The organism is Variovorax sp. 10N432 (assembly GCF_056394465.1).
In genome coordinates this window covers 126,684-146,748 of the sequence record NZ_JBFTHX010000017.1, presented here as the reverse complement: position 1 = coordinate 146,748, position 20,065 = coordinate 126,684, and the positions used below count along the sequence as shown (strand labels likewise).

Genomic DNA, 20,065 nt, shown 5'->3' with positions numbered 1-20,065 from the left:
CTGGCTTGCGCACATAGATCTTGTCTGCCGCCGAGCGCGCAGGAATCAGCGGCTCCACACGCTGCCAGAACTCATCGGTCACCACCCACGACTCAACACGTTTCGCCAAGATCTCGATCCATCGCCGCGCCCAATGCGGCTCGGATCGATAGTTTACCTATTTACGGATAAGTTCTAAGCCTCGACCGACTCCTTGAGGGCCTGAAGCGGCTGCACATCTGCACTGAAGCTGTCGTCCGATGTGCCGACTATGCCGGCTGCGACGCGGTCACGTCTGCAGTTCGACGCAATGTTCATACGCTAGGATTGCGGCTGCGAGATCCTCCAACGCCGTACCAACCGATTTGAAGACGGTGCGTTCCGCATCGCTCGAGCGCCCCGCGTGTGATCCGGTACAGAGGCCACCAAGTGTTGATGAAACATCGCCGCGATCAAATGCCCGACGCGACATGGGCTCCAGCAGGTCTCCGCTCTTTTCCAGCGCCTCGTCCGTGTCGACGAACAGCGATGCACCCCTGAAGGCATCGTCGTCGGCCTCGCGCATCTGAGGCGTGAAACTTCCCACCAAATCGAGGTGAGATCCCGCTGCCATCCAAGCGCCTTTGACGATGGGTTCGGTCGAGAGCGTCGCTGTGCTCACGATGTCGGCTCGTGCGACGGCCGCTCCCAGGTCGGACCTCACGGCGCTCGATTCCAGCCCCCTTTTCCTCAGCGACGCGGCGAGGGACTCCGCGGCGTCCACGTCGCGATTCCAGACGTCGACGTGCTGGAGTGCGAAGACTGCCCGATAGGCCTCGGGAAGGAGGCTGCCGACGCGCCCGGCGCCGATGACCAGATACCGCTTTGAATTGCGTCGAGCTAGATAGCTTGCAGCCAACGCGGAGGCAGCCGCGGTTCGGCGGGACGTGATCGCATTCCCATCGAGTTGCGCAAGCGCTCTGCCGGTGGCCGCATCAAACAGTGTCAACACGGAGAACAGCCCCGGTAGTCCTTTTTGACTGTTGTCCGGGTACACATTGACCGTCTTGATGCCGAGGTACTTGTCGTTCCAGGCCGGCATGATGAGGACGGTTCCGTTGCCGCCACTCGTGTCGACAAGGTGAACATGGCGACGCGGAACGTGACATCCGGTGGTAAAGGTCTGCCTGAGCGTTTCAATCAGGCGGTCGAAGGGCAGCGCCTCGGAAGTCTGGCGCTCGTCAAGGGTGATCATGATGCGGGTGTCTGGGTTCAAAACTCAACTTGTTCCTGCGATCGCAGGACCGCGCTTGCTGTGATGGTGACGGCCGAATCGCCGACCTCGCAGATGAGTTCACCCTGCGCAGGCGACGCCTGAAGCGCGTGCAGTGTCGCTTTGCCAAGCCGAGCGGCCCACAGGGGCGCTATCGCGCAATGCGCGGAACCTGTCACCGGGTCTTCGTCGACGCCCAGTCCGAACGTGGGGCAAAAGAAGCGAGAGACGCAATCGTGGGTCAGGCCCGGTGCCGTCGCGATAAATCCTCGATGTCCCAGTTGACGGATCTGCTCCATGTCGGGACTGAGGCTGCGCACCTCGTCCTCCGAGCCAAATACCGCCAAGGTGTCGCGACCACCGTCGAGCACCTCGAGTGGGTCCAGGCCGAGTGCAGCGCTCAGTTCGGGCCAGGGCTCTCGGGCGCGCGACTCCCAGCGGGGCAGTGCCAACCGAAAGGCGTCGCCGCGACGCTCGATCTTCACCACACCTCCCGGCGTGATGAAGCTGAACATCCCCAGGTCCGGATGCCTCAGGCTCACGGCGAGCGAGGCAGCCAGGGTTCCGTGCCCGCACATCGACTTGACGAAGGAGCCGGAACGCGAGAGCCAGCGCAATTCAAGGCCTTGAGAGGTTTGCACGATCACAGAAGTCACCGGCAGCGCAATGGCCTTTGCCAGCTCGGCAAGGTGCTTGTCACTGGGCCACTGCGAGAGTTGCACAACGGCCGCCGAGTTTCCGCCTCCGGGAGTTCGCGTGAAGGCTGAAACGTGCAGGTACTGTTGGATCATAATCAGGCTCTCCCTTTGAGAAGTCGGCGTTCGAGACGGCCACCGAGCCAGCCGAGTGCGGTGGCGCACGAGAAATAGGCAAGGCCGACAAAGAGATACACCTCAAGGTAGGCATTGGCCCACTCCGCATTGCCGTAGGCCGTTTGCGCCGAGGCGGTGAAGTCGAAGAATCCGATAATGGCCACGATCGATGTTTCCTTGAAGGTGGCGACCAGCAGGTTGACCGTGGCCGGCAGGCCGTTCGACAGCGCCTGCGGCAGCAGCACCAGACGCAACCTCAGGTACTTGTTCAGCGCCATTGCTTTGGCCGCTTCTTCCTGCTGACGGGGGATCGCCTGCATGCCCGCCCGCACGATCTCGGATTGGTAGCACGCGTAGACGAACGCGAAGGCGATCGCGACCCGCCAGAGCTTGTCGCCCGAGAACGCGCCCGGGGTGACGATCGGGGCGAGGACGCCAACGGTGAAGAGGATCATCACCATCGGAAGTGTTCGCAAGGCGTCGACCACGAAAGCCGTCGACGACGAGACGAACGAGTTGCTGCTCCTTCGCATCAAGGCGAGACCGATGCCCAGCGGAAAGCCGAGCAGCACGCCCACCAGATACAAGAACAACGTCAGTGCGAATCCGCCCCATCGATCGGTCGACACGTAGGAAAGGCCGAACCCACCACGCATCAGCAGAACGAAGCCGATCGCGACCACAGCGGCCGACCATGCCAGCGTCGCAAACCGCCACAGACGGGACCACTGCAGGATGGCCACTGCAGTGATCACCAGGATGCATGCAGCCGCGGGGCGCCAGTGCTCCTCGTAGGGATAGAGACCGAACAGGATGATGCGGTAGCGAGCCCTCAGCACCGCCCAGCAAGCGCCGCCAGGGGCGCACTCGTTGGCTGAGGCCGCGTTCCACGTGGCATCGATTACAGCCCACTCGAACAGCAGCCAGGCCAGCCATGCCAGAACAACGGCAGCCAAGACGGTGGCCAGCCTGGAGAGAAGGGGGTTGCGTGCAGCCCCCGTGGAGGACAGGTCAGTTCGCACTGAAGCCGGGGATTTCGAAAGCATGATTCAGTGCATTGGCGATCGAGACCACCGCCTGGTTGAGGATGACGAAGCACGCCGTCATGACGCACAGCAGCGGCACGGTGTGGCCGGACTGGTTGATGGACATCAAGGTCACGGCGAACAGGTCCGTGAAGCCTACGGCCAGGCCCACGGAAGTCGCCTTGATCAGGGTCGTGTACTGGCTGCCCATCGGCAGAATCGCCGCACGCATTGCCAACGGAACCCGAACCTTCATTTCGAGGACCCAGGGCGGCATGGCCAGCGCGCGTGCCGCCTCGATGACGCCCTTGGGCACCGTTGCGAAGCCTCCGCGAACGATCTCCGCGATGTAGGCCGATCCGAAAAGCGACATGGCAATCAGGATCGAGATCAGCTCGGTGGGCAAATGGACGCCACCGGCGAAGTTGAAGCCCTGAAGCTTTGGAACCGAGTACAGCGGTTCTCCCGCAAAGAGGGCATACACCGCCAGGCCCACGACGAAGGCGAGGCCCAGCGCGATCCATGTTCGCCCACGCTGAAAGGGGCGCAGTCGACGCATCAGGAGGAAGACCGCCAGGACGGTGATGAGGGCGCTCGCCACGGTGGCCTGACCCGCGGCAGTCAGGAAAGGCACGCTGACTCCGCGATTGCTCGCGACCACTCCCATGAATCGGACCGCTTGTCGGGGTGCCGGGAGGTGCGAGATCACCGCGAACCAGAAGAGCGCCTGCAAGATCAGCGGCATGTTGCGGAAGAACTGCACATAGGCCCTGGCCAGCCGGCCCCACAATGCATTGCCACCGATGGCGACGAAGGCGATCAAGCTGCCGATCACCGTCGCGATCGAGATCGACACCCCTGCCACGACAACAGTGTTGAGGATGGCGATGCCGATCGTCCTCCAGTAGGGGTCACTGGGGGATTGCGGCACTGCCGCGAACCCCATTTGCCAGGACGTGGCATCCCAAAGGAAGCCCAAGTCGCCAGCGAGGTAAGCCGCCCCCATCGCGCCGAGCACGATTAGCGTCAGCAGCGTGCCCGCCGACAGTCGAAACCCGCTTTTCGAAGCCGAAGGCCGAATGCTCATCGACAAGTCCTGCTCAGTCGAACACCGGACCGTAGATCAGCCCGCCGTTCTTCCAGAGACGGTTCGCTGCCCGGTCCAACTTGTAGGGAGAGCCGGTACCGAGTTCTCGATCGTAGGCCTGGCCATAGTTGCCGACGCTCTTGATGACGTTGTAGACCCATGCGTCCGGCAGACCCAACTCCGCGCCCACACCTTTTTGGACGCCCAGGAACTTGGCAAGGCCAGGGTTGGCGGTCGGGTTGGCCGTGAGTTGAGCGCGCATGCCATCAACGTTGCTGCTTGTGATGCCCAGCTCCTCCGCACGGATCATGGCCGCGATGACCCAGTTCACGACCGTGCGGAACTTCTTGTCGTCTTGCCGAATGGCCGCAGCCACAGGTTCGAGCGAGAGCGTGATTGGCAGGATGGTCTGGCTGGCGGGGTCCTTCACCTTCTGGGCCCGCGTCACCGCCAGGCTCGGGCCCCAGCCCGCCAGCGCGTCGCACCGCCCTGCGAAGTAAGCGCTCTGCAGCTCTTCGGATTTTTCATAGGTCACGACCTGGAACTTCACCTTCTCCGTGGCCGCATAGTCGGCCAGCACGGGCTCGATGCTCGTGCCGGAGGCCGTGCAGACTGTCGCGCCGTTGAGCTCCTTGCCGCTCTTGATGTTGGATGCGGTCGGGACCATGAATTGGAAGCCGCCCACGAAGTAGGGAATGCTGAAATCGATCTTCTGTTTGGTGTCGCGTGACAGGGTCCAGCCGGTCGCCTTGAAGACGATGTCCACGTCGCCGGAGATCAGCGATGGGAAACGTTGTGCCCAGCTCAAGGGAACGTAAGTGACCTTGTCCGACGAGCCGAAGACCGCGGCCGCGACCGCCTTGCAGAACTGGATGTCGAAGCCCTTCCATGCGCCCTTGTCGTCGACTTCGAAGAAGCCCGGGAAGCTGCCGTTGTGGGCGCTGCATCGAAGGTTGCCTCGCTCCTTGATCGTGTCGAGCGTGCTCTTCGACTGCGCCATTGCAGGGCTGGTCGCGGCAGCGGCCAGGAGCACGCCGGCTGTCCAGCGCATGAGAGGGTTCAGGTAAGGAAATGTGTTCACGGTCACTCCATTGAGACTTCGCGGCCCGTGTACCAACACAAGCACAACGCCAAAGTGACTGTATGATAGGGTAAGTATTTTCCAATTGGAAAATTATTTTCTTAGAAAGATGATTGAATGGCGAAGCCGATGAAGGCAGAGAGTGGGCGCAAGGCGCCGACCGACCCCGAAGCATCCAACGGCCTCGGCGCCATCGTCCGCACGTTGCGACGGCGCGCCGGGCTCACGCTCGTCGAGCTGGCCGAAAAGGGTGACCTCGCGGCATCGACGATCTCCAAGATCGAGGCGGGCCACCTCTCGCCGGGGTACGAGACCATCCAGCGCCTCGCGATCGGGTTGGAGGTTGACGTTGCAGAGCTGTTTCAGCCTCGTATCGATACGGTCGCAACAGGCCGACGTGGCGTGACTCGCCGAGGCCAGGGTGTGCACTACAAGTCGGAGAACTATGACTACGAAGCACTGGCGCCCGACCTCTCCAAGAAGCTGTTTCTTCCACTGCTGGCGACGATCAAGGCACGCAGCACGTCCAGCTTCGCGTCGTTGCCCTCCCATGGCGGGGAAGAGTTCGTCTACGTCGTGTCCGGCAGGGTGACGGTGATCAGCGAACACTACGAGCCGCTGGCCCTCGAGGAAGGCGACAGCGTGTACTTCGACAGCCGCACAGGCCATGCATTGCTTTCAAGCGGACAGGAAGACGCCAAGATCGTCTGGATCTGTTCCGACCGCGACGCGCTACAAGTTCAACAGAAGGATTCCCATGACTGAAGCAACGCTGGACGCTGGTGCACCGAGCATCGTCGCGACTCAACTCAACAAGTGGTACGGGCCTACCCAGGTCCTGCACGATGTCGACGTCACGATCAAGCAGGGCGAGCGTGTCGTCGTCTGCGGTCCATCAGGCTCTGGCAAGTCGACCCTGGTGCGTTGCTTTAACGGACTGGAGCCCTACCAGTCTGGCAGCCTGGTCGTTCAGGGCCGCAGTCTGGACAGTCCGCGCGCCGTGGACGCGGTTCGCCATGAAGTAGGCATGGTGTTCCAGCAGTTCAACCTGTTTCCGCACCTCACCGTGCTCGAGAACTGCATGCTGTCCCCGGTCTGGGCGCAGAAGAAGAAGGCTGACGATGCAGAGGCGACCGCGATGGAGCTGTTGAAGCGGGTGAGGATCGGGGACCACGCCAAGAAGTTTCCAGGCCAGCTTTCAGGAGGTCAGCAGCAGCGTGTGGCAATTGCACGGGCGCTGTGCATGCGGCCAAAGGTCATGCTGTTCGATGAACCTACGTCCGCCCTGGACCCGGAGATGGTTTCCGAGGTGCTCGACGTGATGATCGGTCTGGCGGACACTGGCATGACCATGGTGTGCGTCACGCACGAAATGGGCTTCGCTCGGGCCGTGGCCGACCGCGTCATCTTCATGGCCGACGGTCGCATTTCAGAATCTTCAACGCCTCAGGAATTCTTCCACAGCCCTCGAACCGAGCGGGCTCAACAGTTTCTGGGACAGATTCTTCACCATTGATTCAGCGTGCCATTTGCCCGGGAGCATTGGGGCCGGCCACTGTGTCATCAACGACCTGAGCAGCACGCCTATTGGCAGATCGAACGCGGCCATGTGCCCGCCGAGCACCCGCCGCGCTTTCTCTTGTTGTACGGCTCGCTGCGCGACCGCTCATTCAGCAAGTTGGCGACCGAAGAGGCTGGCAGGCACCTGACCGCGGCGATGTCCGGATCTTCGATCCGATGGACCGGCCGCTGCTGGACAGCGCGCCTGAGAGTCAGGCGCTTCGGATCGCACCCGTTCGAGGTTCGAAGCTTCTGCCGCCTAGCTAACTGTCAAACTGAAGTTTTTCCTTTGGAATCAAAGGTTAGTCCAGGTAAATGTTTTTTGACTTCGCGAATCACAAACTTTGAGCCTTTTCGCCTTATGCACTGCCTCGTTGAGGTGATGTTGGATTCACGATCGTGGCTTGCCAAGGCGCAACGAAAGGCCGTTTCAGAGATGGGGCGAACAGCCGTGATGGGGCCCGTAGCCGTCTTTCAAAATTGCGATCGGGGTGACACAAAGCGGACGTCAACGCTTTGCCGGGCGGGGGGCTGACCCGACTTTCAGCGCTGCGCATTGCTATCAAGGACGGCTGCGCAGGCCTGCAGATAAAGCGAATCTGAGTTAGTCGCGATCGCGAGCCTCATGCCGAACGCCCGCCCTGCGAACACGTCATGCGCGCTTCAGGCGTGCCATCAGCGAGCCAGAAGCGTTGCGCGCTGACATCAGCGGACGCATCGACTGGAGTGTCTTGAACTGCGAAATGTCGAAGTCGACTGGGATCAACATCTTCGCGACGATCCTCGAAGCAGGTACAGCCGACTTGCTGAAGATGAACAAATGATCGGCGACGAGGTCGAGTCCCGGCGACTCATGAAGATCGACAGCATATACGCATGGCTTTGCATCCGCCAAGCGACCAAGACGCTCTTGCATTGCAGGCGATGCGCTCCCGCCAGCGTCGGCACCCCGTTTGTAGAGCCGCACGACCTGGCCTCCACCCGCGAGAGCGTAGTCAATGGACGCGTAAGAGATGGGCGCAAAGCTGAGACGAGTCGGCTTGACAGCCTGTCGAAGCGTCTCGGCAAGAGCTGACTCCTCCGCTGCCAAGGAGTCTGCCAGCGCGTTCAGATCCTCGGGTGACACCGCGCTGTAGGGGTACAGGAAGCCGCTGGTTTCGATCTGATCGGCGAACAGCGTGGAAGTCCCGTGGTAGACAAACCTCGATACATCCTCGAACCTGTCCGAGAACAACTTCCCCGTGGTCATCAATCGCTCGAGGTCGAACTGTTCTTCAATCATTAACGTCCTTCATTGGTTCTCACGCGGGCAAAAAAAGATTGCCGGGTCCTAAATCACCTCAAGCAGTCTCACCGCTCTAGCAAGCAGAAATTCAGATTCTCAAACAAGTCCAGGATTGCCTCGGGCTCGTTACGGAACCGCCGATAGATGAGGGAAAGTAGATAAATCCCGTTATCAACTGGGTCCAGGCCGCAGAAGAAAAGCCGCGGTCCGCGGATCGGAAGTCCTCGCCAATCATTGGCCGGGTCGCCTTCAGTGAAAAGTCCCGCCCGAATCAAAATTGCGATGTGCGCATCCAGGGAACCAGTGGGCGCTTGCAAGGCAATTTCTAGTTCAGACAGGGCAAAGCACATGAAGAGGTCGCCAGCGATCACCCGGCGAAACGCATGGGCGTACAAGCTCCTCGTCATTTGCGGCTGTTCCGCAATCCTCATCAGGAGCACGGGCGCGTGATCGAAGAAGTCTTGTTCGAGACCTCGCAGATCGAGCTGTCCTAGGTTGCGAGGCATGGCGAACTCATTGCGCAAGCTCTGATCCAAAAATCGATCAGTCAGAGCCCCATCCAGAGTCGGTGAGAACACAGCCTGCTCATGGTTCTGCTTCATCACTTGAAGTAGGTCGGGCCGGTAGGCTGAGACGTCGTTGGTCACGCAATGGTGCGGGTAGCACAGCAATATGAGGTTCTCAAAAGCGCGCCGCTGCTCATTTGACTGTTTCGGATTGAAGCGCTCGCCACCAGGCAGCGCCGCTTCGATGTGGCAAAGCTGACCGACGAACACTCCCTGATGGTCAATAAGATTCGCCTGGCAGCCAGGAAATGCGCACTGATTTCGCGAAAGCGCGAACAGCCTTTGACGTACAGCCAAGCGAGGTGGCAGGCGCCTTGGTTCTTCTTCCATGAAAACTTCCATTTGTGAGTTGCATGTCGCGCGAGTCAAGTCGCCTCGTGTGCGCCTCAAGCATAGCCGAGGCGTTGACGGCACACCTCGGCATCCTGAGCCCAGACGCGGATCTGCTCAACCAGGATCAGATCGACGCGTCACAAAGCTGACGGTGGCGAGCGCCCGCTCGTGGCCGAGGTCGTGTGGAAACGGTTTCGGCGTGTGGGTTTGCCGATGATGCGGCCGTAACAGCGTCATCGGTCATCGGCGACATGGAGTCATCCAGTGGTCTCGTTGCAGAAGGAGGCGATTTGGCACGCGCCCGAGTCGCCGAGCGAGCCACAACGGCCATTTGAAGAGACCTCACGCCCCCATCCGTGTAGCCGCTCTTCGAGAGCGCTTGTAGCGACTGCTGTTCGCGCAGGTTCGCATCCGTGTTTTGAAGCTGAATCAGGAGATGGTGGGTCCGGGACAGACTCGAAAGGGCAAAGGAGACTCACGGTCGCTACGATTTTCGGTCCAGGGGGCTTAGGCTAAGGCGACTGAGGAAGGAACAGTCGACGAGGGTGCGCCCGGAGATCAAGCGCGCAAATTTGAGTCGACGTAGTCTTTGCTTAGGCGCTTCCCGATCAGCGACTAGTACAACCGCAGGGCCGTGTCATTTTGGCCTGGCAAATGGCAGTCGCGCGAGCGCATCCCCGGGGCGAGCCCTCAACTACGGTGTACCCCAATAGGTCGAATCACACGGTGCTTGACCAGCTCTTCATACTGGAAGAGTACGTCGGCTACGCGATTTCCATTCGTCATCAGAGATGCCGCGATCTTTCCTTGAATCAGAAGCTTAAAGAGTCGAGCCCATTCATCCGGCTCTTTGATCCGCGGTATGAGACTCTCGAAGGTAATGTCCCTGCCGCGCATCTTTGGCGAGCCAGCAAGCGAGAGAATTCGGGCAGCAAACTGAGTCAACGATCTCTTGATTAGGCGATCGTGCACGAAGGTGGGGCGCAGGTGTGCGCGCTCTATGGCTTCGAGACAAACTAACCTCCTTACTGCCACCTTTGAGCACCCAAGAAGTTCAGATGCTTCCTCCTGCGAAAGGCTTTCCTGATAAAGGCGACTAATCTGATCGAAGGTGGTTCTGGAAATTCGACCAACGCCCCCTGCAGGGTATTCGGAAGCGGGTACGAGGCCGATTTCGACCCAGTACCTGACGTTCGCATATGACGTGCAGAACGCATCACAAAGGTCCCGAGTCCGGAATACCACGTCAATGTTTCCTTCGAAGGCCAAGCGGTGTCTGTGCTCAGAGCGAGGAATGGTCCAGTACGCTTGAGAGAGTGCAGTGGAAAGGAGTGGAAAATTCCGGAGTCCAAGGCTTTCACGAACAAGGTTCCAAGGTGGGGGCTCGTCGACGAGAGTTGTCATTTGGTCGAGAAATGAACCGATTCCTTGCACGAACCATGGTTGAAGATCCGGAAGATGCAGTTGCCGCACTAACAATGTCCCACGAAGAAGCTTTCCGCTGCCCCGTATCTTCTCTTTGCCCCTGAGGGTCGAAAGCCTTATCAATACACGGGATGCTTGCCTCTCCAGGGCACTTGCATGCGCGAATGAAACTGTCCTCGACTGATCACTAATGTCGATGAACATTGCGAGCATAGGTTTGACCCAAGGCAATGCCGGTTCCATGCAGAGATCGACGAACGTTCCGCCACACGTACATTGCGCCACGTATTCACGAAAGTAGTCGATTGAACGACCGCATCGCGGGCATGTGTCGAGGAGAAGTGTGTTGTGCGTCGTGCAGATCAAGCTTAGGGGAAGATCCCAGTACGCACGGATGTACGGTGTCTTGTCTGTTGCCAAACATCGAGGGCAAACGCGTGAAAGAGCTTGCCGATCCAGGCGATATCGGTTGGTCTGTGGCAATCGATGGAGTGGCTCTATTCCTATGATTGTGTTCCAGCCACTCAATGGGTCTACCTGAAGGATGCCGTGCACACTGAAGTTGAAGAGGGCTGCCAGCCGTCTGAGACCTTTGAGTTGATTGTCCTGGGCGAGGCGCAGCAATAGTCCAGGCCATGATTCGTCAACCAGTGGTATTGGTCTAACAGCAAAGATGCTGCCATTTGACAAGATGGCAAGTGATTGCGCTGAAGGGGAGGGGGGGATGGCGCGCGGCACTTCGGACTGTCCGTGAAATCAGGTGCGTGTCGATTGCTTTGGCCTACGACTCTGCTTACGCGCTTCGACGAAGCGATAGGCCGGCGAAGAGTCCCAATTTCTGAAGACTCGAAGGCCTCTCTGATGCTTCGTTGTTGCGGCGCGAACAGGATCCGGTAGCTCAGTGCTGAGCCGCTTGGCAACTCGAAAGAGCGTCGGATGTGATGGGCCGGTAGTCGCGACCTCAATCCTGGCAAAGAGCGGCCGGTTCACACCGGTCGCAGTCGCTCCCACGTCTCTACTGCTCTGAAAAACTGATGGTAGGTCCTTCACCTCGGCCGCGAATTGATGCCGTGGGATGGAATCTTGGTTCGACAGCATGCGGCAACTCTGACCGCATGCCTGTCATTTGCACCCTGTTGTATGATCCAGAATTTGGTTGTTCTTCGGCTCCATCCCATCGACTGGCTCGCTCGAGGTCGGTGAAAGCCAATGTGGGGCGCGTTCAAACCCGCCGCCTGATGGGCCCCCGAGCCGTCTTCTCGTAAAATGGTCATCCCCAGATGTTGGTTTCCTGACGAGACGCTCTACAGTCTCTGCGGTCGACACCATCGACTGTCGGCGAACACCCGCCCTGTCGAAACTTACCGTGAACTATTTGGCGAGCCGTGCGGGAAGCGACCGGAAGGTTTCGGCGAGCGCCTCGCATCATTTGCGCAAAAGGCGAGGGGAGAGCTCGGCACCCCGATCGACATCGTCCTTTCGCATACGGTGTTCCCGTTCTATCTGTGGCTCGTGCCTGGTCCTGTTGCCAACGCGATCCTCGATTCGTTTCAAGATGTCCCGACTCGATGGTCGTGTGAGTCGCTGATTTTGGGAACGGGAGGTTTCGGACGGAAACATCCCCTCAGAGCGTGCGGCTCATGCATGCGCCAAGACGTCGAGGAGTTCGGCGTCGCCTACTGGCATTTAGCGCATCAATTTCCGGGGGTGACCCTCTGTCTGCGGCATGGCGTTTTGCTTGACCGAGTACGGAGTGATGTTGTGGTGGGGAGCGGGTCCTCTTGGTTGCTGCCTAGGCTCGAGGTTCTTGAAGCGCCTCAGAACAACAACGATGTCGACGTCGAAGCTGGTGCAGTGGCTTCGCATATCGCGTGCGCAATCGGCACCTTCGGTTCAAGGGCCCGTCTGAATCCGATGGTCACGCGAGCTACGTACCTGCTGGCTTACCACCGGCGGGGCCTGCTCAAAGCAAACTCTATGCAACTTTGCCGACTGGAGGTCGCACGTCAGTTCGCACCATTCTGCTCGTCTCTAGGCGGGTACGCCGACTACTCCGACTTGTTGCACGTAGGTGCAGTCAGGCTTGCTATCAATTCGGTGTCGTTGTACCGCCGACAGACAAACCCGATCTGGCACGTGCCGACGATCGCATGGGCTTTTGGAAGTTGGCGGACCTTCACAAACGCGTACTTCGCTATGCGCTTGGCTAAACGATTACCGGCTCCGCTTCAGACGCTGGTTGGCGCAGGCGCTTCGGCGTGTTCCCCGCTTCGACGGGGCGGTCTGTCTTAGCAGCATGGAACGACGATTTAGGTCCAGTTCGGTGTAGTCGCGATTCGACGCTGCGGCTTTGCGCTTTTGGATTCCGTAACCAGAGTATGGCGCGAACTTTAATTTTCGTCAGATATGTGCGCGAAATATGCTGTGTACAGCGTCTAAGTGCCGACATCTTGCGTCAACGTCGCCGATGTGGTACAACAGCAATCGAGGGTGACCTGGGCGCGAAGGCGGCCGGGTCCCGCACGAGCGAAAGCAGGTCGCCAATCGACGGGCGTCCTTGCCACGAAAGCGTCTTGCTGCAAATGGGCATCGGTCTGACTTCGGCAGTGAGGTCAACATGGGGCGTGCAAGGCCACCAGCACTGACGTGGCTAGCGAAGATCTTGTCAAGGCAAGATCCCCCCTCTTTTGGCAGCAACTACGTACCCTCGATCCTGGCGACGAAACAAGAAGCGCCCCGGGATTCTTGGGCGTATCAGGTGTACTGGTCGAAGATCGGCCGACACATCCACGTGCTGTCGACAGCTGAACTAGCAGTGCTACTGGTAGTGCTGTACTGCCCTTGGCTGTTCGACATTCAGGAACAACGGCTGCTGCATTTTGATGAGCGGCCGCATCCACTCAGCGGGCATCCGCGCTGCCCACAGTTGCTCCTGCAATCGTTGCCGGGCGCCATACAGATCGCGGAAGGACTGGGGTTACTGGACTTCTATCCGCTCATATGGTGTCACGACGAGAACGGCGATCGCTTTCGGATTCCATCGGCTTGGATCGGCGACCTGCTGCTTTTTCTCCTCGATGCAAGTGGCCCTTTTTGCGTCAATCTTGACATCAAGCTTCGGGCGGATGAGTTCGTCAAGAACCATTGGCGAAGGATGACAAACCGTTCGCGTGGCGACGCGGCCCTCGTAGCACGTCATCTCATCGAGGAAGTGAGGTATGCCGGCGGGGGAATCAAGACCGTTCAGGTTGCCGTTGAGGAAGAGCTTGATTTCCACTTGGTGGCGAATCTCCTCGAACTACTGCTCTGGCATGCGCGGCGGTCCACCATCGCGGAATCGAGACATGCCGAGATCGTCAGCAACTTCCAGGCGGCTCTGTCATGCGGCGAATCTCCCCTCGAAGCCATCTACCGCATGATGCGACGGGACCGCTCGCTCGAAACCTATCAGGCCAAGGTCGTCCTCTATCAAGCGATCTGGCATCGAAAGCTGCTTGTCGACCTATTCAGACCGATTCGTCTTGACCGTCCTTTGGTTCCCCAGGCGCGGGATGTGATGGACAAATACAGGCATTGGTTCACGAGGTAGGTCATGTCCCTTGGTACACAGTACGTAGCGCAGAAGGGTTATCAGCAGCTGGAGAAGGCTCACACCTATCACGTCCTGCTGAACGACACAAACAGGACCGGATTGGTCTCCTTGGTTTGGTTCGAGATGTGTCGCGAYGAGCCCGCGGCGTACCTGCTGCGGATGCGAGGAGGCGACTTCGAAGATGGCATCCGGACTGGTCAGATCAGCAGGGTCGAGCCACAGGCATTGCTTCCTTTCTGGTTTGAGGGCGTGGACGCAGGTGATCTCAATGACAGCGACGCTCGTCGCAGATCGAAGAAGAAAGCGCATGCGGATCGAATGCATGGAAAAGTCGAGGCGATCTCGCCTGCCGTCAAAGTCTTTCAGGACGTACTGCGCTCGGACGATCCGGACCGCATATTGAACAGCTACGCCCGAGCATGCGCGATGAAGGAAGTTCGATTCCGACTTTGCTTCTACCTTTACCTCGCCTTTGGCAAGCGGGAAATCGTCCTCCACTATCGCAAGGGAAAGATCGGTACTTGGTCAAGGGACGACAACCCATCAACGGCGAAGCGAGGCGCACCTGACAAAGACAAGGGACCGGGCGCTGGCTACAACGTAGACGCAGACATGGAGTCGGCGATTCTCGAAACCTTTCAGAAATACAGAGGGCTTGGGGTTCGTGATAACTTGATCTATGCGAGAGCGATGGTGGACGACTTTGGCTGCCGAGTTCGCGAGCGGGGAGATGGTCATAGCGAGTACTACCACCCAGATGGTGTTCACTTTCCCTCGAGCAATGAATATTGGGACCACGTTAACAAGAAGTACGGGCACGGCGATGTCAGATCAACTCGAATCGGGAAGACCCGAGAGCGGTCAGAGTTCTCACCATTTCAAGGTAGCTTCAGCGCCAATGTCTGCAACCTCATGGAGCGGGTCGAGACGGATGTGTATGTTATGAAGGAGTGTCCAAAAGGGCTCTTCAAGAACAGCCCATTGAGGCCCCTGCGAGTCTGTAGGCGCCGGGATGTGACAGCAGGAAAGTTCACGGGCATCGGGTTCTCACTGGGTTCGGAAAAGTCGTCCCAGTATCGGATGGCACGCTTTTGCGAAGCCATCAACAAGGTCAAGTTCTGCTACCTCTTCGGATTGACGATTGAAGCCCACCAATGGGAGGGGGAGGGCGTCTGCGCCTACGATGCGGAAGACCGCGGTGCGGGCGCGTCCCCGGGAGCGTTCTCTCGCGACCCGGAGTTCGATGCTGTCGTGAAGGCCCTGGCTCCTTCCGGAGCCGCTCAGTCGAAAGCCTTGATAGAAGCATCTAACCCAAGAGCACAAAGGGATGACGAGGGGGATACCTTCATTCCCAGCAACAAGAACGTCTTTCAACTCATCCAAGAGGAGATTCTGCGTCTGATAGGTGATAACAACAGCATGGACGTGAGTAGTCGCGTTCCGGATGATCTGTTGGACGTCGTCTGTCCTCGTACGCCGAACAACCTGGCACGCGAACTGGACCGGCTTGAAAGGAACAATGCAATACCGATGAGCTTCGACGAAGCAGTTCGTGCGTTCCTTACGATAGTTCCCGCGAAAGTCGATCGAAGAGGGGTAGTTCTCCATGACCGGGTTTTTGGTTCGAAAGCTTTTGACGCAACAGGATTCCGCGACAAGATCTCTGGGAATCAGTCAATCGATGTCGAGATCTACGTGCTCGAGGCCTGCGTCAGGCACGTCTGGATTGATGTCCATGGAAGGATCGTCGAGCTTGATATGCAGATTCCGCACCGCGCCGGAGTCGATGAGTACTTTATACCTCTCGAGGACCTGAAGGAGAGAGAGGGGCACATCAGAGCAACTGACACTAGGTTCAGAAAGCATCGCGCTGCAGTTACGGGTCAACGGATGCTTGATTCCGAAGAAGTGACGGGAGAGAAGGTGAGCTTGGGCGCTCGTAGGAAAGGTCGTCCGCGCCGAAGTGAATCGGGCTTGGCCGATGAGCGTGAGGAGGACAGGATATTGCGTGGGCGGTAGGAGGTGCCATGGACTCGCATACTCTCTGGTCAAACCGGTTCGAGGAGATCCTTTCAGCGGAGCTGATCGAGGAAAGGTCGCGACTTCCTGCGAAGCATCTCCCGGGTTTGAATGCGCTGCCAGTTGCCGTAGCGTGCGATCGTATCCGCACAGAATGGGAGCGATTCTTCTCTCCGACTAAGCAATCCACCGAACTGATTCTTCAAATGGCTGGCAACGCTCATGCCCATGCGCAAGGGAAATACCCGGATACTCGGTCATTCCTTGAGCGCTGTCTCGCTGCGCGATTTGAGCCTGAGAAGCCTGCTGTTCCTTTGTGCATTACGGGCTTGAATGGAATCGGGAAGTCGTCGATTCTCTCAGCGGTGCCTCGGGTTTTGCCTCCCGATGGAACCGTTTCCGTCGGAGCGGAATACATGCCATTCCCGTTCATTGCGAGCAGCGCGGTCAAGGTACGTCGGCAGACCAACTCGACTTCGATCGTTAGAGTGCTTGGCGGCCCAGGTTTCTTTTCTCAAGGACTCAGGGTAGATGAGGTTTCGAATGGCTGCGCGCGGCATCTTTATAGAGTGGGGACATGCATCATTCTTCTTGATGAACTTCAGTTCTTGACTCTGAGCGAGTCCGCAGTTACGGCGGTCACCAGAGTAGTTTTGGAAGTATCGTATCTCGGTATCCCATTTGTGTTTGCCGCGAACTTTAGCCTATGTTCCCGTCTTATAGAGCGGCTAACACCGGAGCTTAGAGATCGAGTATTTACTTCAACCCGGGTAGTGGTTCCGGATCTTCCCGACTCCGACGACTGGCTATCGTTCATGGCGGAGCTGAACCTTCCAGTGAAGGAGGTGTTTGCGTTCCGCTTTGTCGATCACGCTCGTGACCTCTGGAATCTATCGGCAGCAGTCAAGAGAGACGTGTGCGAGCTACTGCTCAAGTCCTACTGGCGCGAACGAGAGAAGGGGAACACAGTCGTTGCATGGGACGCAGTGATATTGACGTACGATTCGGCTGATTTTTCCATCTTTCGCCGTTCGATCGAACAGTTGATTGCCTACGCCGCAAAGGGCGAGAGGCCGGATGCGAATCTGCTAAGTCCGTTCAAATCTGAGCGGGAAGCGCCGTATCGCGAGGAATTGGCGAAGCTTAAGCAAATGGGGAGAGCCTATATCGTCACTCGTGCTGCGTTGAATCAATCAGAGAGGGATGCGTTGCTGTCAGACGGCCGCAAGGGAGGGGTGATGGAAGGTGCGAGCGACGCAGGGCCTTCCGGCAAGGCTTCGACGGTTGGGGAGGGGAAATCCGAGGAGTTCCTGAGGAACTTCCGCCGTGTCTTTCACAAGAGGAAGTGAGGCGCGCCCCAATGCCTGCCCTAGAGTGATCCGCGGCGCCGGGACCGGCGAATGTTACGGCGGACTTTGCATGTCGCCGCGGCGAAGAAATAGTCCATTCCCGACAAGGACTTAGCTCACGCGAATTCGGCGGACTTTATTGTTGCGCAACAATTGTTCAGCAACAATAAGGTCCGCCGAGAATAATAGAGTCCGCCGCGATTGCGAAGTAAAGTCCGCCGCCCTCTGTCTGTGGGACATCCGCCGCGCTGCCGCCGCTCCGCCCTGAGGGGGTGAGTGATCGATGCGCCCAGGCCCTCCATGAGGCGGAGTGCGCTTCTAATGCGTCGATCGAAGCGACGGGTTCACCAAGAACTTGTTGCCCGTCGATCTTTTCGCAAACTCTTTGGCGATTTCGGGGTTGAGAACGTCATTAAGCGAAAGTGTTCCCTTGTACTGCACGGCAAAGGTCGTCGACAGTTCTCGAAGCACTCTCTTTTTCAATGCAAGAGACGTTTCGTTCCCGGCTTTTTGCAAGAAGTTCAAGAACAACCATCTGCCAACCGACCATGAACTTCCATAGGTCCGCGTAAGAACTGTCGGCTCGAGATTGAGGGACCCATAGATATAAACCTGCTTCGCAGTCGCTGTTCCGTAGCGACTGAATGCGATCTGGCGTGCGCCCAGGGACGCTTCGATGGCGCGAAGAATGGTATCCGTCAAATCTCCGCCGCCAACGGCGTCAAACGCTAAGGTTGCCCCCGTAGCCGCGATGGCCATCGTCAGATCCTCGAAGAACGACTTGGCGCTCGAGTTGACAACATATTGGGCTCCGATCGAATGCAAGGTTTTGACCTGGTCCTCGGATCGGACAATATTGACGAGCGGGATTCCATCCTTGATGCAGATGCGATTGAGCATCTGGCCCAAACTTGAAGCCGCCGCCGAATGAATCAGCGCAGTGTGCCCCTCGCTGCGCATGACCTCGATCATGCACAGAGCGGTCAACGGGTTCGCATTCATCGAGGCGGCGGCCTGAACGCTCGTGCCCTCCGGAAGGACCACGCAGTCGCCCGCCTTCACGCGTCGAAAGCCGGCATACATTCCCCCGCTCATGGTGCTGACGGTCTTGCCGATCAAATCGACGGCATTTGCCCCCGCTTGAACCACCGTACCGGCCCCCTCGGTTCCAACGGGCAACGACTTCCCGATCCTCGGCCTGAACTCGTGAGAACTCATGTGCTTGGAAGGTATAGGCGCGCGCAGCCCCGGACGCCCATTCTGGGAAAAGGCCTCCATTCGAGAAAAATCAGCGGGTCCAAAAAGGAGGCCGACGTCCGTTGGATTGATGGGGCTCGCCTCGACCCGAACGACGACCTCGTCGGGCGCGATGTCTCCAATAGACTCTTCTTCCAGCGTGACACGCAGTTCGCCGTCCGGAGTGATCAACGTCCGGAGACCCGTCGACATGAATTTTTCGTCGGCCATTGCAAATTCCCTATCCATCAAGGCCATGGGCTGCAATTGAGCCCTTGGCAACTAACTTACTGAGGCAAACCTCTCGGGAGGTTCGTACTTGTGCCGCCGTCGGCGGCCAGCGTCGTTCACGGGCGGGGATTGCACTCCACCTACGGAACGAATGCCTTCGCTGATCCCTTGGCCCTTATGCGTCCCATGCCGCACGGCGACGTCCAACGCTGGCGAAGACTTTCATCGCCTATACGGTGATTGGCTGTCAGCGGATGGGGTCGGCCACGGGCGCGCTCACGTGGATTTCGCTCGCTATCCTCGTGACATCCACGTCAGGAAGGTCTCTGGTTTGACGCCGTCCGTCCGCGCCTTCTCGATCAGCGGTCTGAGTGTGTTCTTGGCGAAATCATCCATCGTTGTGCGCAGCGCAGGACGGCCCTCGCGAAACTTCACACGCCCATCGTTGAGAGCAGCCAAGGTGTTGTAGTCATAGACCCACCGGTCGAGAGTTCCGAAGCTCTCTCGAAATACCGTCTCAAGCTCGCGATCATTCCTTACGAACCGATAGCTCACCTCGCTACCGAGCGCCCGGCTGATGATCGCGGCAGTTTCGGGCATCGTGTAATCGATGCCCAGTTGCTTTACGGATCGGTGCCGGTCGGTCGGCGTGTCGAACTCCTTCGCCGCGAGATCTGCGATGTCCTGGATGGCGATCCAAGGCGCCTTGACCGTGGGGTCAAGCGACCAGCCGATCCTGCCGTGGTGCGCGATTGCGTCGGCCCACCTGGACAGGTCCTCCATGAACCAGCCGCCCTGCAGGTGCACCAGTTTCATGTCGCGCAGTCGGTTGAGGATCTCATCCAGGATATGGAAGCCCTGAAAATGGCCGGTGTTTCCGCTGACCTCGGAGCCCATGGCGGTCAGGCTCACGGCAAGTTTCACAGGGGAATCCCGAAGTGCGTCGAAAAACCGAAGCGCTACCTCAGGGTAGTGCCCATGAAAGTCCTCGGCCTGCCAAATGGTCTTGACCATCAGGAATGCAGCGTCCGCGTCTTCGAAGAACTTGCCAAGCTCACCGTCACCGGTATCGAAGCTGCCAAGGAACGGTTCCGCTCCTTTCGCGACAAGTGCATCGAGCGCGGGCCCTCCTCTCGAAAGGGCTTTGACCGAATGGCCTTTGGCCAGAAGGTTCTCGGTAAGTTTGGCGCCGACCCTGCCGGTCGCGCCCACCACGGCAATACGCATGGCTAC

Annotated in this window: 16 protein-coding genes and 2 pseudogenes; 7 read left to right on the top strand and 11 right to left on the bottom strand. The window is 58.6% G+C overall.

Annotated features, from left to right (window positions below):
- The 6 genes and pseudogenes from AC1DF3_RS20665 to AC1DF3_RS20640 form a co-directional block, all read right to left on the bottom strand.
- Positions 1–109: pseudogene (locus tag AC1DF3_RS20665) on the bottom strand (IS5/IS1182 family transposase); the annotation flags it as partial.
- Positions 110–268: 159 nt separating this feature from the next.
- Positions 269–1,213 carry a bifunctional Delta(1)-pyrroline-2-carboxylate/Delta(1)-piperideine-2-carboxylate reductase gene (lhpI, locus tag AC1DF3_RS20660; RefSeq protein ID WP_478140712.1) on the bottom strand — a complete coding sequence of 315 codons (945 nt, stop codon included), beginning with the start codon at positions 1,211–1,213 and terminating at the stop codon, positions 269–271.
- 17 nt (positions 1,214–1,230) lie between these two features.
- Entirely contained in the window at positions 1,231–2,022 is a 792-nt protein-coding gene (locus AC1DF3_RS20655) for a PhzF family phenazine biosynthesis protein (RefSeq protein ID WP_478140711.1), read from the bottom strand.
- A gap of 2 nt (positions 2,023–2,024) precedes the next feature.
- Positions 2,025–3,089, bottom strand: coding sequence for an amino acid ABC transporter permease (locus tag AC1DF3_RS20650; protein ID WP_478140710.1), 1,065 nt, complete (start codon positions 3,087–3,089; stop codon positions 2,025–2,027).
- Positions 3,055–4,155, bottom strand: coding sequence for an ABC transporter permease subunit (locus AC1DF3_RS20645; RefSeq protein ID WP_478140709.1), 1,101 nt, complete (start codon positions 4,153–4,155; stop codon positions 3,055–3,057). Before AC1DF3_RS20645 ends, AC1DF3_RS20650 begins: the two co-directional genes overlap by 35 nt.
- A 13-nt stretch (positions 4,156–4,168) precedes the next feature.
- A complete protein-coding gene (locus AC1DF3_RS20640) occupies positions 4,169–5,236 on the bottom strand; it encodes an amino acid ABC transporter substrate-binding protein (RefSeq protein ID WP_478140708.1) in 1,068 nt (355 codons plus the stop codon).
- A 117-nt stretch (positions 5,237–5,353) separates the two neighbouring features.
- On the opposite strand from AC1DF3_RS20640, the gene AC1DF3_RS20635 reads away from it, so the two are divergent.
- The 3 genes and pseudogenes from AC1DF3_RS20635 to AC1DF3_RS20625 all read left to right on the top strand — a co-directional run.
- Positions 5,354–6,001 carry a helix-turn-helix domain-containing protein gene (locus AC1DF3_RS20635; RefSeq protein ID WP_478140707.1) on the top strand — a complete coding sequence of 216 codons (648 nt, stop codon included), beginning with the start codon at positions 5,354–5,356 and terminating at the stop codon, positions 5,999–6,001.
- Complete coding sequence (locus tag AC1DF3_RS20630) at positions 5,994–6,752, top strand: amino acid ABC transporter ATP-binding protein (RefSeq protein ID WP_478140706.1); 759 nt, start codon at positions 5,994–5,996, stop codon at positions 6,750–6,752. Before AC1DF3_RS20635 ends, AC1DF3_RS20630 begins: the two co-directional genes overlap by 8 nt.
- Before the next feature lie 96 nt (positions 6,753–6,848).
- Positions 6,849–7,009: pseudogene (locus AC1DF3_RS20625) on the top strand (arsenical resistance protein ArsH); the annotation flags it as partial.
- Positions 7,010–7,448: 439 nt separating this feature from the next.
- On the opposite strand, the gene AC1DF3_RS20620 reads toward AC1DF3_RS20625, so the two are convergent.
- The 3 genes from AC1DF3_RS20620 to AC1DF3_RS20610 all read right to left on the bottom strand — a co-directional run bounded on the left by AC1DF3_RS20620 (position 7,449) and on the right by AC1DF3_RS20610 (position 11,143).
- Complete coding sequence (locus AC1DF3_RS20620) at positions 7,449–8,078, bottom strand: hypothetical protein (RefSeq protein WP_478140705.1); 630 nt, start codon at positions 8,076–8,078, stop codon at positions 7,449–7,451.
- A gap of 68 nt (positions 8,079–8,146) precedes the next feature.
- Positions 8,147–8,977, bottom strand: coding sequence for a hypothetical protein (locus AC1DF3_RS20615; RefSeq protein ID WP_478140704.1), 831 nt, complete (start codon positions 8,975–8,977; stop codon positions 8,147–8,149).
- Between the two features lie 693 nt (positions 8,978–9,670).
- Positions 9,671–11,143 (bottom strand): TniQ family protein, encoded by a 1,473-nt coding sequence (locus AC1DF3_RS20610; protein WP_478140703.1) that lies wholly within the window; start codon positions 11,141–11,143, stop codon positions 9,671–9,673.
- A gap of 528 nt (positions 11,144–11,671) precedes the next feature.
- Between AC1DF3_RS20610 and AC1DF3_RS20605 the strand changes: the two genes are divergently transcribed.
- The 4 genes from AC1DF3_RS20605 to AC1DF3_RS20590 all read left to right on the top strand — a co-directional run bounded on the left by AC1DF3_RS20605 (position 11,672) and on the right by AC1DF3_RS20590 (position 17,365).
- A complete protein-coding gene (locus AC1DF3_RS20605) occupies positions 11,672–12,697 on the top strand; it encodes a TniQ family protein (protein WP_478140702.1) in 1,026 nt (341 codons plus the stop codon).
- Between the two features lie 466 nt (positions 12,698–13,163).
- A complete protein-coding gene (locus AC1DF3_RS20600) occupies positions 13,164–13,994 on the top strand; it encodes a PDDEXK family nuclease (protein WP_478140701.1) in 831 nt (276 codons plus the stop codon).
- Between the two features lie 3 nt (positions 13,995–13,997).
- Positions 13,998–16,016 (top strand): hypothetical protein, encoded by a 2,019-nt coding sequence (locus AC1DF3_RS20595; protein ID WP_478140700.1) that lies wholly within the window; start codon positions 13,998–14,000, stop codon positions 16,014–16,016.
- An 8-nt stretch (positions 16,017–16,024) separates the two neighbouring features.
- Positions 16,025–17,365: an ATP-binding protein gene (locus AC1DF3_RS20590; protein WP_478140699.1), complete on the top strand. Its 1,341-nt coding sequence runs from the start codon at positions 16,025–16,027 to the stop codon at positions 17,363–17,365.
- A 318-nt stretch (positions 17,366–17,683) separates the two neighbouring features.
- On the opposite strand, the gene AC1DF3_RS20585 is transcribed toward AC1DF3_RS20590, so the two are convergent.
- A complete protein-coding gene (locus AC1DF3_RS20585) occupies positions 17,684–18,859 on the bottom strand; it encodes an MDR/zinc-dependent alcohol dehydrogenase-like family protein (protein ID WP_478140698.1) in 1,176 nt (391 codons plus the stop codon).
- A 267-nt stretch (positions 18,860–19,126) separates the two neighbouring features.
- Positions 19,127–20,059, bottom strand: a complete 933-nt coding sequence (locus AC1DF3_RS20580; RefSeq protein WP_478140697.1) for an NmrA family NAD(P)-binding protein — start codon at positions 20,057–20,059, stop codon at positions 19,127–19,129.
- Positions 20,060–20,065 lie beyond the last annotated feature (6 nt).

Excerpts from the sequence above, each read along its gene's own strand:
- AC1DF3_RS20635 (WP_478140707.1), top strand. The coding sequence starts at position 5,354 with ATGGCGAAGCCGATGAAGGCAGAGAGTGGGCGCAAGGCGCCGACCGAC.
- AC1DF3_RS20650 (WP_478140710.1), bottom strand. The coding sequence starts at position 3,089 with ATGCTTTCGAAATCCCCGGCTTCAGTGCGAACTGACCTGTCCTCCACG.
- AC1DF3_RS20580 (WP_478140697.1), bottom strand. The coding sequence starts at position 20,059 with ATGCGTATTGCCGTGGTGGGCGCGACCGGCAGGGTCGGCGCCAAACTT.
- AC1DF3_RS20585 (WP_478140698.1), bottom strand. The coding sequence starts at position 18,859 with ATGGCCTTGATGGATAGGGAATTTGCAATGGCCGACGAAAAATTCATG.
- AC1DF3_RS20590 (WP_478140699.1), top strand. The coding sequence starts at position 16,025 with ATGGACTCGCATACTCTCTGGTCAAACCGGTTCGAGGAGATCCTTTCA.
- AC1DF3_RS20620 (WP_478140705.1), bottom strand. The coding sequence starts at position 8,078 with ATGATTGAAGAACAGTTCGACCTCGAGCGATTGATGACCACGGGGAAG.
- AC1DF3_RS20615 (WP_478140704.1), bottom strand. The coding sequence starts at position 8,977 with ATGGAAGAAGAACCAAGGCGCCTGCCACCTCGCTTGGCTGTACGTCAA.
- AC1DF3_RS20605 (WP_478140702.1), top strand. The coding sequence starts at position 11,672 with ATGGTCATCCCCAGATGTTGGTTTCCTGACGAGACGCTCTACAGTCTC.
- AC1DF3_RS20645 (WP_478140709.1), bottom strand. The coding sequence starts at position 4,155 with ATGAGCATTCGGCCTTCGGCTTCGAAAAGCGGGTTTCGACTGTCGGCG.
- AC1DF3_RS20630 (WP_478140706.1), top strand. The coding sequence starts at position 5,994 with ATGACTGAAGCAACGCTGGACGCTGGTGCACCGAGCATCGTCGCGACT.
- AC1DF3_RS20655 (WP_478140711.1), bottom strand. The coding sequence starts at position 2,022 with ATGATCCAACAGTACCTGCACGTTTCAGCCTTCACGCGAACTCCCGGA.
- lhpI (WP_478140712.1), bottom strand. The coding sequence starts at position 1,213 with ATGATCACCCTTGACGAGCGCCAGACTTCCGAGGCGCTGCCCTTCGAC.